Raw genomic sequence first — 12,289 nt, forward strand, 5'->3', positions numbered from 1 at the left:
CTGCGTAGGGTAAGCTCGCTCGAGGCCCCCGCACCGTTTCGTGTTGGGGGTCGCGCGCCCGTAGCTCAATGGATAGAGCATCTGACTACGGATCAGAAGGTTAGGGGTTCGAGTCCCTTCGGGCGCACACTGTGTTGAGACAGTGACAGGCTCCGGCCCTCGCGAAAGCGGGGGCCGGAGCCTTTTTCTCTGCCCTCGCTCGCTTCGAGAGTCCAGAACACCCGGAGCGCGCCGAGCGTGCGTCCGGGTGTTCTGGGCTTTCACGCGCGCCCTCGGTCGCCCGAGCTCTGGGAGCATGGGTGCGATGAGCTATCGCACCGCCGACGAGGCCGCCGACCACGGTGCGCGCCGCATCACCCTCCGTGTCGCGGCGCCCTTCGACGAGATGCGTGCCCGCATCGAGGCCGAGGTGCCCGAGCTCGACCGCGACGACCTCGATGCGGTCACGGGAGGACGCACTCCGTGGGACGACTTCGTGCGCGGCCTCTCGTGGGAGGCGCCGAACGGATTCGTACGCCTGTCGAGCGATGACCTCGGGGGCGTGCTGAGCGTGGCGGGAAGGGATGCTGCGGCCGTGGGCTACCTGCTCATGGACTGGGCGGCCGCCGCCCGCATCCACCGCATCGAACCGACCGCGCTGCTGTACCTGCCGGTGCGGATGCTGCTGGTCGCGCGCGGCGACGAGGTCGCGCTGACTCTCGAGCAGCCCGGCCCGCATCTGGCGAGCTTCGGCCTCAACAAGCTCACTCAGGCGGGTGTCGAGCTCGATCGGCGACTCGGCGACCTGCTCGAGGCACTCGACATCGCGCGTCCGGCGGCGTTGCGGCGCTGACCCGGTACCCGGCGGGGTGGCGCTGCCGCGGGCGGTCAGGCGTCGCCGGCGCGGGCCTGCTGGGCCTTCTTCTTGGCCTGGGAGGCGAGTCGGGCCAGGTCGATCATGCGCAGCGAATCCATGCGCGCTTTGCGCATCGTCTCGTACTCGGGGTCGGAGTCTGCCGTCATCGCTTCGACGTTCAGCCGACGGGCGAGGTTCGACTCCACGTCGCCCCACGCGGCGTCGCGCGCGCTCTCGAGCAACGCGCTGACGCGGGCCTCATCGCCCGCCCAGGCACGCAGCTCCGACGCCACGCCCAGGTACTGCTTGCGACGGCGACGGAGGTTGGCGGTGTCGCGGTCGCGGTAGTCGTGCGTACCCGACGACGTCGAGAACTTGCCCCAGGCACCGCGCCGCAAGCGCCGCGCCCGGTCGGCGGCGCGCTCCTGCTCGGCAGCGAGTCCGAGCAGCGTCTCGCGGGTGATCTCGCCGAACGCGTCGGCATCGAACTGCCCGCCATCGGCGATCGTGTCGACGAGGATGCGGTTGCGCACGATCAGCCGTGCGGCCGCTGCGGCGATCGAGACGCCCTCGGCGACAGCATCCGACGTCTTCCCCACGGCGCACCTCCTCTACACGAGGCTAGCGCGACCGCGGCCGGGCTCAGACGGAGAGCTTCGCCACGATGGACCGGATGCGGCGTTCCCGCGTCTCGGCGGTCTTCGCGCCCTCGACGTTCGTGACGTGCGCCTTGCGCTGACTCGGCGCCAGGGCGTCGAAGAGTTCTCGCGAACCCGCCTCGGCGAGGGCCGACACGAGGTCATCGGGCAGCTCGACCGTTCGCGGAGCGGTGTCGAGTGCCAGCTCGACCGTGATCGCGTCTCCCCCGCGAAGTCCGGTCTCGGCGCGCTTGTCGGATGAGAACGGGATGAGGTGGCGCCCTCCCATCACTCCGACCGTGCTCCGATAGGTGAAGCCGTTCACCGTCACGATCACGGCGGGGCGCTTGCCCCCGCCCAACTCCGCGATCAGTTCCGGGGGCACCTCGATGCCGGTGTTGTTGCCGCTCTGGGAAAGAGTCGTCTCGAACGTCATGCGTGAAGTGTGACAGCACGCAGATACCGCGTCGGACCGGCGCGCGCAACCCCCGCGATTCGAGGCCAGACCAGGCCATAGCTTCGAACCTGGGAGAACGCCCAATCCGATCTCCCACTCAGTACGAATCATTCTCAGATGCGGCGCCGGTCGCATCCTGAACTAGGAGGTCCCTCATGGGCTCGTCACCGAACCGCATCGTCGCCACCATCTTCGGCGCCGTCTACCTGCTCGTCGGCCTGCTCGGCTTCGCCGTGACCGGCGGCGTGGGCTTCATCGCCACCGACGGAGGCCTCCTCCTCGGCATCTTCGAGGTGAACCCGCTGCACAACATCGCCCACCTCCTCATCGGTGCAGCGCTCCTCATCGCCGGCCTCGCCAACGTCCGCGCCGCGAAGGGCGTCAACACCACCGTGGGCGCGGTCTACCTGCTCCTGGGCGTCGTCGGCTTCTTCCTCGTCGGAACCGCCGCGAACATCCTCGCGCTGAACGTGGCCGACCACTTCCTCCACCTCGCCAGCGCGGTCGTGCTGCTCGGTGTCGGCCTCGCCGCCGACAAGAACGTCCCCCGCACCGCGGCGATCTGATCGAACGACTCTTCACCGTGACTGTTCATGCGAACACCCCCGCGGTCGTGACGGCTCATCGAGCCCGTCCGGCCGCGGGGTCGTCCGGCTTCACCGGGTCGTGGCCCTCGGTCGCGGCCTGGGGGGCCGGGCTCATCCAAGCCGCCCTCGGCGCCGGGGCGATCGTCGGAGCGACGTCGGGCTTCACCGAGCGTGCCGTCGGCGTGCTGCTGGTCAGCCTCGGCGTCCTCTCACTCTTCTGGGGCGGCGCCAACCTCGTCGCCTCCCGTCTCGTCGCTCCCCCGCTCGCCCTCGCCGGGGCCGTCGCGGGCGTGCTGGCGATGTTCGGGCTGCTCGCCGTCGCGCCCTCTCACACGGGCGTCTACGCGATCGCCGCGGGCACCTTCCTCCTGCTGGTCGTCGGCGGCGCCTGCGCCGTCGTGGTCCGTCGCGGCGCCGACAAGGCCCGTGACGTCGGCACCCTCCGCGGAATCCTCGGCATGCTGGTGGCCGCGGCCATCATCGCCGTCATCGTCACCCCCGCGCTCGGCGCGGCGCAGGACGCCGTGCTCCTCACCGACGACGGCACAGTGCCCGTCGTGACGCACGACGGGCACTGATACGCGACACCCTGCGGGTCAGCCGATCGCGCGGATGCGCCACCGGGCACCCGGATGCTGGACGCCGGGCTCGAGAACGATGAGCCCGGCGTCGAACGGGTACGCCGCGTCGTTGAACGCATCGGGAGCACAGGTCATCGGTTCCACCGCGAGTCCGACGCGGTAGCCGGGGGTCGCGGGGTCGCCGTCGACGTCGGCGGTGTGGATCTGCACCCAGGGGCACGTCGAGTCCCAATCCATCGCGACACCGTTGCCCGCGGCATCCGTCACCGTGACGGTCGCGAGTCCGTCGTCGTCGCGCTCGAGCGAGGTGAACGCGTGGTCGATCTCGACCGCGCCCAGAGCGCGGGCGACGCGGAAGTCGAACCGGTCGGCGTCGACATCCACCGGTGACAGCTCGGTGGGCGACAGCCTGTCGGGCGTGACCTCGAGCACCTCGGCGGCGGGCAGCGTCAGGGTCCACGCATCGACGAGCCCGTCGCCGGCGACCAGGTACGGGTGCGGTCCGGTGCCCCACGGAGCGGCCGTCGCGGAGTCGTTGCGCGCCGTGACCGACTGGGTGAGCCCCTCCGACGAGAGGGCGAAGGTCGTCTCGACCTCGACGCGCCACGGGTAGCCCGACTGCGGTTCGACCGTGGCGGCGAGCGTGACGTGGCTCGGGCCCTTGTCGGTGACGCTGAAGTCGCTCCACCCGAGCAGGCCGTGCAGCGCGTGGCCCCGGTCGGGCTCGCTCAGAGCGACCTGATACTCCTCGCCGTCGAACGTGTAGCGACCGTCGACGATGCGGTTGGGCCAGGGAGCGAGCGTCGCCCCGCGGAAGCCGGGGCGGAGCTCGTCGGCGCCGAACGGCACGACGAGGTCGCGACCGCGGTGAGTCAGCGAGCGAAGCGATGCCCCGACGCTCGCGACGATCGCGTCGTACTCGCCGGCGCGCAGAACGTGCTGCTCACCGGAGACGGGAACGCGTGCCATGTCAGAGTCCCTGGGCGAGGCGGTAGTAGGCCTGGTTCCAGCGCAGCTCACGCTGGAAGTCGCGCACCGTGGTGTCGTCGTCGATGACGACGAGCTCGGTCTTCGCGATCTCCGCGAAATCACGGAACACCTCGATACCGACCGCGGTGGTCATCACGGTGTGGTGCGCGGCACCGGCGGCGAGCCAGCACGCCGCGCTGGTGGCGAAATCGGGCTGCGGCTTCCATACCGCCCGGCCCACCGGGAGGTTCGGCAGATCGGGGGCGTCGACGTTCTCGACCACGTTCGCGACCAGACGGAACCGGTCGCGCATGTCGCTCATCGCCACCACGAGCGCAGGTCCCGGGTCGGCGGTGAAGACCAGACGCACCGGATCTTCCTTCCCCCCGATACCGAGGGCGTGCACCTCCAGACGCGGCTTCGCGGTCGTCAGCGACGGCGAGACTTCGAGCATGTGGGCACCGAGGATGCGCTCCGCACCGGGCACGAGGTCGTACGTGTAGTCCTCCATCAGCGACGCACCACCGGGAAGACCCGCGCCCATGACGTTCGCGACGCGCACGAGGATCGCGGTCTTCCAGTCGCCCTCCGCACCGAAACCGTAGCCCTCGGCCATCAGACGCTGCACCGCCAGCCCCGGCAGCTGCTTCAGAGCGCCGAGGTCTTCGAACGACGTCGTGAACGCGCCGAACCCGCCCTCCTCCAGGAACGAACGCAGCCCGATCTCGATCGCCGCACCGTCACGGAGGGACTGGTGACGGTCACCGCCGGGAAGCAACTCCTCAGCAACGTCGTACGAGGCGATGTACTCGGCCACGAGCGCGTCGACATCCGCGTCGGATGCTGCGGCCACAGCATCCGCGAGTTCGTTCACGCCCCACGTGTTCACCTGCACACCGAACCGCAGCTCAGCCTCGGTCTTGTCGCCCTCGGTGACCGCGACGAACCGCATGTTGTCACCGAAACGCGCCAGCTTCAGCGTCCTCGACGCCGCCCACCCCGCCGCCGCACGCTGCCAATCCTCGACCTGCTGGCGCACCACCGGGTTCGACACGTGGCCGACGACGGTCTTGCGGGCGACACCGAGGCGGGTCTGGATGTACCCGAACTCCCGATCACCATGAGCGGCCTGGTTCAGATTCATGAAATCGAAATCGATGTCGGCCCACGGCAGCTCGACGTTCGCCTGCGTGTGCAGGTGCAGGAGCGGCTTCTGCAGCGCATCCAGACCCGCGATCCACATCTTCGCCGGACTGAACGTATGCATCCACGCGACCACACCGATCACGTCATCGCGGCCGTTGACCTCCAGCGCGAGACGACGGATGCTGTCGGAGTCCTTCAGCACCGGCTTCCACACGACCTTCACCGGCAACCCGCTCAACCCGTCCGCCACAGCCTGAGACTGCTCCGCCACCTGACGAAGCGTCTCCTCCCCGTAGAGATTCTGACTACCGGTGACGAACCACACCTCGAAGGCATCGAGCGACGTGGACAGGGGCGTACGAGACATGACGGGGCTCTTTCGTCTTTGAGGAGTGCGGCTGGAACTACCATTGTGCGCGCTAACACTATAAATCCGCGAGTGATTGCCGCAGTTCACCCGAAGTCGTCCTGACGCTCTGCGCGAGTGTCCACCGACCGCCCGGAGCTCCTCGCGACCTCAGCGTCCGCCGCGAACGGTCGGCGGCGAGGACGACGACATCCGCACCACCACGAGCGGCTCGATCGTGTGGTGCTGCGGCGCACCGTCGTGCTCGATGGCCGAGACGATTCGCTGCAGCGCGAGGTCGCCCAGGGCAGCGAAATCCTGACGCACGGTTGTCAACGGCGGAAGAAAGTGGCGCGTGTCGGGGAGGTCGTCGAAGCCCACGATGCTGAGGTCGTGCGGCACGCGCAGACCGCGCTCGCTCAGCCCGTGGATCAGGCCGAGTGCCATCTGATCGTTGGACGCGAACACCGCCGTCGTCTCGCCGATGTCGAACCGGCGGCCGAACTCGTAGCCGAAATCCGATGTCCAGTCACCGCTGACCATCGCACCGGGGCGGATCCCGTGGTCTTTCAGCGCCTGGCGCCATCCCTCGGCACGTTCGCGGGAATCGAACCAATCGAGCGGCCCCGCAAGGTGCGCGATCGACGTGTGTCCCCGCTCGATCAGATGGGTGACCGCTTTCACCGCGCCGGCACGCTGATCGACGCCGATCGTGTGCCACTGCTCGTCGCGTTCTGATTTGATCACGACGGTCGGCAGACCGGTGGCCTGCCGTCGGAGCAGGTCGAGGGACTTTGCCCGTGGCGCGATGACACACAGCGCCTCGACACCCTGGTTGGCGAGTTCCGACGCGCCGGAATCGATCGGCGATCCCTCGTCGTCGGCGACGGAGTACGTGCTGATCGCGTACCCCGCCACGCGAGCAGCGCTTTCGAACGCCTGCAGCGTGCTGTTCGGACCGTACTGGTCGGGGGCGTCGACCAGCACACCGATTCGATGAGCACGACGCGTAGCGAGCGCCCTCGCGATGGGGCTGGGGGTGTAGTTCATCTCGTCGATGACCTGCAGCACCCGCGCGCGCGTCGCGTCGCGAATGTTCGCGTGACCGTTCAAGACGCGCGAGACCGTCATGTGCGACACGCCGGCCTGGCGTGCGACGTCGTAGATGCTCGGACGCTGGCGGTGGATCATCCGTCGCGGTCTCGGCGTTCGGCGCTCCGCAGCGCAGACCTCGTCAACGGCACGGATTCGCCGGCGTTCGCACGCGCACCGGCCGAGGCCATCCCCTCCTCGCGCGCCGCCGCGATCGCCGCCACGAACCGGCGTCGGGAACGCCGGCGCCCCCAGAGAAGAGCGACCAGAACGAGCGTGACACCGAGCAGCAGCAGCAGCTGCGGGATCGGGACGGCCCAGATCGTCACGTCGGCCGTGAGGGGCGCCATGTCGATGCGTGCACCCCCGAAGTCCGTCGCCGAGGGAGTCAATGAGATCGATGCGGGCACGAACAGCGTCGGCCAGACGTCGCCCACCGCGACGGTGAAGCTGCGACTGTCCCCGGGAAGGAGCAGCTGCTGCGGTTCGTCGGATGCGGGGAAAGACACCGATCCCGCGCCGGCTCCCACGCGGCCGACGACGGAGACGCTGGCGTTCCCCGTGTTGCGGACGTCGAACGACACCGTCGCGACGCCGGGTCGGAAGGGGTTCCACGACATGTCGTACGCGGTCGTCACCGCCGCGACCTCGATCGACGGTGTGATCTCACCGGTGACCCGGGTGAGCACGCGGAATCCGACCCGGCTCTCGACACCGACCTGTGCTCCGCTGTCGTCCGTGGAAGACGAGAGAACGGATGCGGCGATCCCGGCCGCGTGATCACCGGGGGTCGCATCGTCAGGCACGGTCGTCGTGAACGGCACGACAGCGGTGGCGTCGGCTCCGACCGTGACCGTCTCCGGCATGTCGATCCACGTGCCGGCGTCGATGGACTCTTCGCCGGCGGGCAGCATGTTGAACCGCCCGGCATCCGTGTAGTAGCCATCCGCTGCGGTCAGCCGGAAGGTGACTTCCGACGGACTCAGATTGCGGACGGCGAAGTAGTCCTCTGTCGAAGATCCGGCGTCGAGTTCCTGCTCGACGACGCTGCGACCGTCGGGGCCGCTCGCGGCCGCCGGCGTCACCGACCACGTGACATCGCCCGCCGCGTCCGCCGCGGCGACGGCGGGCGCTGCCGCCAGGGCCGCCACCAGTGCCGCGCTCGCCACCGACACGACCCGTCCCCACCCGAAGATGCGCCTTCGCATGCCCCTACCACCCTGCCTCGGATCCACGCCGCGTAGCCGCGGAACGGAGCGTGTTCGACGTTGTCTTCGGAGACTCCTCGTGCGAGGAGCAACTTTACCGGTCGGCGCCGATCTGGCACGGAGGAGGGACGGACGACCCCTCCCGCGAGATCAGAGGGAGGCGACGGCGGCTCGCTCGACGGCGAGTCCGGCGGCGTAACGGTCGAGATAGACGGCGAAACCCGCGACGTCGGCGGGGTCGGGGTCGGCGGTCTCGAACGCGGACGTCGCGAAGACGCGGTCGGTGAGGTACTCGTCGAGCGCAAGACCGGGAGCTGTGGCGGCGTAGGCCGCGAGCACGGCGATGCCCCACGCCCCTCCTTCGGAGGCCGTCTCAGCAACCGAGACCGGGGCGGCGAGCGCACCGGCGAGGAACCGCTGGGCGACCCCGGCCGTGCGGAACATCCCCCCGTGGGCGAACATGCGGTCGAGCGCCACCCCCTCGCCGTCGAGCACGCGCATGCCGAGGGCGAGGGTGCCGAACACCCCGTAGAGCTGCGCCCGCATGAAGTTCGCGAGGTTCAGCACGCTGTCGGGGGTGCGGACGAACAGCGGCCGACCTTCGTCGAGACCCGCGATCGGCTCACCGGCGAGGTGGTTGTAGGCGAGGAGCCCGCCCGCATCCGCCGCTCCGACGAGGGCCTCGCGGAAGAGTGCCTCGAACGCGACGTCGGCCCCGACGGGCGTACCCGCGGCCTCCGAGAAGCGCGTGAACAGCCCGACCCACGCGGCGAGCTCGCTCGCGCCGTTGTTGCAGTGCACCATCGCGACCGGGTCGCCCGCAGGGGTGGTGACGAGGTCGATCTCGTGGTGCAGACTCTCGAGCGGTCGTTCGAGCACGACCATCGCGAAGATGCTCGTGCCGGCGCTCACGTTTCCGGTGCGCGGCGCGACCGAGTTGGTCGCGACCATGCCCGTACCCGCGTCGCCCTCGGGCGGGCAGAGGATGACGCCCGGGCGGAGCGCTCCGGTCGGGTCGAGCAGGGCGGCGCCCTCGGTGGTGAGTTCACCGGCCGGCACCCCCGCGGGGAGCACCTCGGGGAGGAGCGCTGCGAGGTCGATTCCTCGCTCGCCCACCAGATCGCCGAACTGGCGCAGCATCCGCTCGTCGTAGGTCTTCGTCGTGGCGTCGATCGGGAACATGCCCGAGGCGTCGCCGACACCCAGTACGCGGCGACCGGTGAGGCGCCAGTGCACGTAGCCGGCGAGGGTCGTGACGAACCGCACGTCGGCGACATGGGGCTCGTCGTCGAGCACCGCCTGGTAGAGGTGCGCGATCGACCACCGCAGCGGGATGTTCGTGCCGAACAGGTCGGTCAGCTCGGCCGCGGCAGGGCCGGTCGACGTGTTGCGCCACGTGCGGAACGGCACGAGCAGCTCGCCCTCGCCGTCGAAGGCGAGGTAGCCGTGCATCATCGCCGAGACGCCGATCGCCCCGACCGCGCCGAGAGCGAGACCGTAGCGGCGCTGGACGTCGGCGACGAGGTCGACGTAGGCCGCCTGCAGGCCCGACCAGACGTCGTCGAGCGAATAGGTCCACGTGCGGTTCTCGAAGCGGTTCTCCCAGTCCGAGCTGCCGACCGCGAGCACGGCGGTCGGGTCGTCGGGGTCGATCAGGCATGCCTTGATGCGGGTCGAGCCGAGCTCGATCCCGAGGACGGCGCGGCCGTCGACGATCGCGGCGGTCACCGGCGGGCGTCCGAGTTCTGGCCGTACACGTTCTGGTAGCGGTTGTAGAGGGCGTCGATCCGGTCCTGCGGGATCGGGATGAGGGGCCCCGCTTCGCGCGCGATGTGCACCGAACGCGCCGCGTCCTCGCACATGACGGCGGCCTTCACCGCATCCTTGGCCGAGACGCCGATCGTGAACGGTCCGTGGTTCTGCATGAGCACGGCACGACTGCGGTGACCGCGCAGGGTCTCGACGATGCCGCGACCGATCGAGTCGTCGCCGATGACGGCGAACGGGCCGATCGGGATGGGGCCGCCGAACTCGTCGGCCATGCCCGTGATCACGCAGGGGATCTCCTCGCCCCGCGCGGCCCACGCCACGGCGTAGGTCGAGTGGGTGTGCACGACCCCGCCGACGTCGGGCATGTTGCGGTAGACGTAGGCGTGGGCGGCGGTGTCGCTCGACGGGCTCCGCTCGCTTCCCGGGGTACCGGGGATGACGGTGCCGTCGAGGTCGCACAGGATCATGTTCTCGGGGGCCAGGTCGTCGTACGACACACCGGAGGGCTTGATCACGAAGAGATCGGCACCCGGCACGCGTCCGGAGACGTTGCCGCCGGTCCAGACGACCAGGCCGTAGCGGACGAGTTCGCCGTGCAGCCGGGCCACGTCGGCTCGCACCGCCTCGACCGCGTCCTGGATCTCGGGGGTGAGGGCGGTACTGCTCACGGAAGCTCCATCGTCGTCGTGCGCGGTCCCGTCGACCGCTCCCCGATGTTACCGCTACCACCCCCACCTCGCCAGCCTCATCCCCCTCCTCGTCCCCCGTCGAGCCCGCACACGATCACCGAACGCGCACGCCCCCGGCACGCAGAGCGTGCGTGTTCGGCGAGACCGTGCGGGCTCGGCGAAGGGAAGGGCGGATGCTGCGTCGCGGCACGGGTCGTTCGACGGCGTGAGAACCCGACCCCCGCGCGGTGCGGCGGTGGCACGCTGGGAGGATGACCGCATCCGGCCCGTCCGCGCATACGACACGTCTGCGATCGCGGATGCTGACGGCCCTCGCCGGCGACCCGAACGGCACCCCGCCGTGGGTGCTCGCGATCGAGGACGGCGACGACGCGGGGTACTTTCCCGAGGACGGCGCGACGTGGGTCGTGCACGGCGGTATGGGAACGCTCGTCGCGGGCATCCGCGCGCTGCTCGTGCAGGCGCTCCACCCGGGGGCACTCGCGGGCGTCCACGACTGGTCGCGGTACCGGGAAGACCCCATCGGTCGGCTGAGCGGCACCGTGCGCTGGGTCATCTGCGTCACCTACGGCTCGCGCACGCAGGCGGAGGCCGAGACCGCGCGGGTCGCTCGCCTGCACACCCGCGTGAAGGGCGACTACACGGCCGGCGACGGCGCGGTCCGCGGCTACACCGCCGACGCCTCCGACCTCGTGACCTGGGTGCACCTCGCATTCGCCGACGCCTTCCTGCGCAGCCACGAGATGTGGGGGGTCCCGATACCCGGGGGCGCCGACGCCTACGTCGCCGAATGGGCGGCCGCCGGAAGACTCATGCGGGTTCCCGATCCTCCGACCAGCGAGGCGCAGCTGCGAGCCGCGCTCGAGGGCTTCCGCTCCCGCGGCGAGCTGCGCCGCGACGAGCGGGTCGACGAGGTCGTGCGCTTCTTGCGCAAGCCGCCGTTCACCGGGGCCATGGGGCTGGCGTATCGCGTGCTCTTCGAGGCGGCCGTGGCCTCGCTGCCGCGCGAGTGGCGCAGGATGCTGGGCGTGCGACGCTCGCCGCTGCCGGTGGTGACGCTGACGCGCATCGTTCTGGCGATCTCGGCGCGAACCCTGGGCTCGGGCCCTCGCGCGCAGGACTTCGCGCGACGACGGTTGCGCCGCCTGGAGCACGAGCGCCGCGACGCCTGACCCGTCGACGGCGCCGCGAGTGACCCGTCGACGGTGCCGCGAGGGGCGACGCCGAATCCCGAGCACCGCCATCCGTTCGAACGCCGCGAGGGGCGATCCGCCACGACGGCGACACTTCTCAGCATCCGCCCCCAGCAATCGGTGGGGTCGCTTGCAGGAGGGCGACACCTTCTGTTCGATGGAGCCCGGGGAGGAGCCGGAGAGCACATGCGAGACGATCCACGGCAGGCCGCGCAGGAGTATCGACAGGCGCGCGACGCCGCCGCGGCCGGAGAGACACCGGATGCTGCGGAGCCCGACGCCGATGTCGCCCGGGGATCGACCGCGGCCGAACGCGCCGCCTACGTCGAGACGGCGATCCAGCAGGCGATCCGTCGCGGCGACTTCGACGGGCTCCCCGGCGCGGGCAAACCGCTGGTGGGGCTCGGGGACACCCACGATCCCGATTGGTGGATCCGCCGGAAGATCGCGTCCGAGCAGATCACCGGGCTCGGCCCACCCGCACTGACGCTGCGGGTCGAGCACGCCGAGATGGCCGAGCGCCTCGACCTCCTCCACCGCGAAGACGAGGTTCGCGATGCCGTCGAGGACTTCAACCGCCGCGTCATCGAGGCGCGGCGGCAGCTGCTCGGCGGACCGCCCGTCGTCACCCCCACGCACGACGTCGACGCGGAGGTGACCGCGTGGCAGGACCGTCGCACAGCACGGGAGAGCGCCGCATCCGTGCTCCCCGCGAACGACGACCCGCGGCCGCAACGCTGGTGGCGGCGCGTACGGCCCCGCTAGGTTCGAAGGGTGG

The 12,289-nt window shown here is 70.3% G+C and carries 13 protein-coding genes and 1 tRNA gene; 6 read left to right on the top strand and 8 right to left on the bottom strand.

Annotation, left to right across the window (positions count from 1 at the left end; genetic code table 11):
* Positions 1 to 54: 54 nt before the first annotated feature.
* Positions 55 to 127, top strand: a tRNA-Arg gene (locus ABTU82_RS06095).
* Positions 128 to 304: 177 nt separating this feature from the next.
* Positions 305 to 832, top strand: coding sequence for a hypothetical protein (locus tag ABTU82_RS06100; protein WP_407172359.1), 528 nt, complete (start codon positions 305 to 307; stop codon positions 830 to 832).
* A gap of 35 nt (positions 833 to 867) precedes the next feature.
* On the opposite strand, the gene ABTU82_RS06105 is transcribed toward ABTU82_RS06100, so the two are convergent.
* Together ABTU82_RS06105 and ABTU82_RS06110 are read right to left on the bottom strand one after the other, a co-directional pair.
* Complete coding sequence (locus tag ABTU82_RS06105; RefSeq protein ID WP_116648248.1) at positions 868 to 1,434, bottom strand: asparagine synthase; 567 nt, start codon at positions 1,432 to 1,434, stop codon at positions 868 to 870.
* A 43-nt stretch (positions 1,435 to 1,477) separates the two neighbouring features.
* Positions 1,478 to 1,909 carry a YdeI/OmpD-associated family protein gene (locus tag ABTU82_RS06110; RefSeq protein ID WP_407172362.1) on the bottom strand — a complete coding sequence of 144 codons (432 nt, stop codon included), beginning with the start codon at positions 1,907 to 1,909 and terminating at the stop codon, positions 1,478 to 1,480.
* Positions 1,910 to 2,085: 176 nt separating this feature from the next.
* Between ABTU82_RS06110 and ABTU82_RS06115 the strand changes: the two genes are divergently transcribed.
* A complete protein-coding gene (locus ABTU82_RS06115; protein ID WP_116648246.1) occupies positions 2,086 to 2,496 on the top strand; it encodes a DUF4383 domain-containing protein in 411 nt (136 codons plus the stop codon).
* 17 nt (positions 2,497 to 2,513) lie between these two features.
* Positions 2,514 to 3,095: a hypothetical protein gene (locus tag ABTU82_RS06120; protein WP_116648245.1), complete on the top strand. Its 582-nt coding sequence runs from the start codon at positions 2,514 to 2,516 to the stop codon at positions 3,093 to 3,095.
* A gap of 18 nt (positions 3,096 to 3,113) precedes the next feature.
* Here the strand turns inward: ABTU82_RS06120 and ABTU82_RS06125 are convergent, their stop codons facing one another.
* The 6 genes from ABTU82_RS06125 to ABTU82_RS06150 form a co-directional block, all read right to left on the bottom strand.
* Positions 3,114 to 4,067, bottom strand: a complete 954-nt coding sequence (locus ABTU82_RS06125; protein ID WP_116648244.1) for an aldose 1-epimerase family protein — start codon at positions 4,065 to 4,067, stop codon at positions 3,114 to 3,116.
* 1 nt (position 4,068) lies between these two features.
* Entirely contained in the window at positions 4,069 to 5,580 is a 1,512-nt protein-coding gene (gene araA, locus ABTU82_RS06130; protein WP_116648243.1) for an L-arabinose isomerase, read from the bottom strand.
* Positions 5,581 to 5,730: 150 nt separating this feature from the next.
* Positions 5,731 to 6,750 carry a LacI family DNA-binding transcriptional regulator gene (locus tag ABTU82_RS06135; protein WP_407172364.1) on the bottom strand — a complete coding sequence of 340 codons (1,020 nt, stop codon included), beginning with the start codon at positions 6,748 to 6,750 and terminating at the stop codon, positions 5,731 to 5,733.
* A complete protein-coding gene (locus tag ABTU82_RS06140) occupies positions 6,747 to 7,859 on the bottom strand; it encodes a hypothetical protein (RefSeq protein ID WP_407172365.1) in 1,113 nt (370 codons plus the stop codon). The genes ABTU82_RS06135 and ABTU82_RS06140 overlap by 4 nt, the downstream gene beginning before the upstream one ends.
* A gap of 150 nt (positions 7,860 to 8,009) precedes the next feature.
* Positions 8,010 to 9,587, bottom strand: a complete 1,578-nt coding sequence (locus tag ABTU82_RS06145) for a xylulokinase (protein ID WP_407172367.1) — start codon at positions 9,585 to 9,587, stop codon at positions 8,010 to 8,012.
* Positions 9,584 to 10,297, bottom strand: coding sequence for an L-ribulose-5-phosphate 4-epimerase (locus ABTU82_RS06150; RefSeq protein ID WP_116648239.1), 714 nt, complete (start codon positions 10,295 to 10,297; stop codon positions 9,584 to 9,586). The genes ABTU82_RS06145 and ABTU82_RS06150 overlap by 4 nt, the downstream gene beginning before the upstream one ends.
* A gap of 272 nt (positions 10,298 to 10,569) precedes the next feature.
* Here ABTU82_RS06150 and ABTU82_RS06155 point away from each other — a divergent pair, with 272 nt between their 5' ends.
* Together ABTU82_RS06155 and ABTU82_RS06160 are read left to right on the top strand one after the other, a co-directional pair.
* A complete protein-coding gene (locus ABTU82_RS06155; RefSeq protein WP_407172368.1) occupies positions 10,570 to 11,490 on the top strand; it encodes an oxygenase MpaB family protein in 921 nt (306 codons plus the stop codon).
* Between the two features lie 207 nt (positions 11,491 to 11,697).
* Positions 11,698 to 12,276 (top strand): DnaJ family domain-containing protein, encoded by a 579-nt coding sequence (locus tag ABTU82_RS06160; protein WP_116648237.1) that lies wholly within the window; start codon positions 11,698 to 11,700, stop codon positions 12,274 to 12,276.
* Positions 12,277 to 12,289 lie beyond the last annotated feature (13 nt).

This window comes from Microbacterium deferens (assembly GCF_045517775.1).
Taxonomy (GTDB): Bacteria; Actinomycetota; Actinomycetes; order Actinomycetales; family Microbacteriaceae; genus Microbacterium.

What these genes read in the sequence shown, in the direction of transcription:
- ABTU82_RS06100 (WP_407172359.1), top strand. Translation starts at nt 305, where the DNA reads ATGAGCTATCGCACCGCCGACGAGGCCGCCGACCACGGTGCGCGCCGC.
- ABTU82_RS06110 (WP_407172362.1), bottom strand. Translation starts at nt 1,909, where the DNA reads ATGACGTTCGAGACGACTCTTTCCCAGAGCGGCAACAACACCGGCATC.
- ABTU82_RS06115 (WP_116648246.1), top strand. Translation starts at nt 2,086, where the DNA reads ATGGGCTCGTCACCGAACCGCATCGTCGCCACCATCTTCGGCGCCGTC.
- ABTU82_RS06125 (WP_116648244.1), bottom strand. Translation starts at nt 4,067, where the DNA reads ATGGCACGCGTTCCCGTCTCCGGTGAGCAGCACGTTCTGCGCGCCGGC.
- araA (WP_116648243.1), bottom strand. Translation starts at nt 5,580, where the DNA reads ATGTCTCGTACGCCCCTGTCCACGTCGCTCGATGCCTTCGAGGTGTGG.
- ABTU82_RS06135 (WP_407172364.1), bottom strand. Translation starts at nt 6,750, where the DNA reads ATGATCCACCGCCAGCGTCCGAGCATCTACGACGTCGCACGCCAGGCC.
- ABTU82_RS06140 (WP_407172365.1), bottom strand. Translation starts at nt 7,859, where the DNA reads ATGCGAAGGCGCATCTTCGGGTGGGGACGGGTCGTGTCGGTGGCGAGC.
- ABTU82_RS06155 (WP_407172368.1), top strand. Translation starts at nt 10,570, where the DNA reads ATGACCGCATCCGGCCCGTCCGCGCATACGACACGTCTGCGATCGCGG.
- ABTU82_RS06160 (WP_116648237.1), top strand. Translation starts at nt 11,698, where the DNA reads ATGCGAGACGATCCACGGCAGGCCGCGCAGGAGTATCGACAGGCGCGC.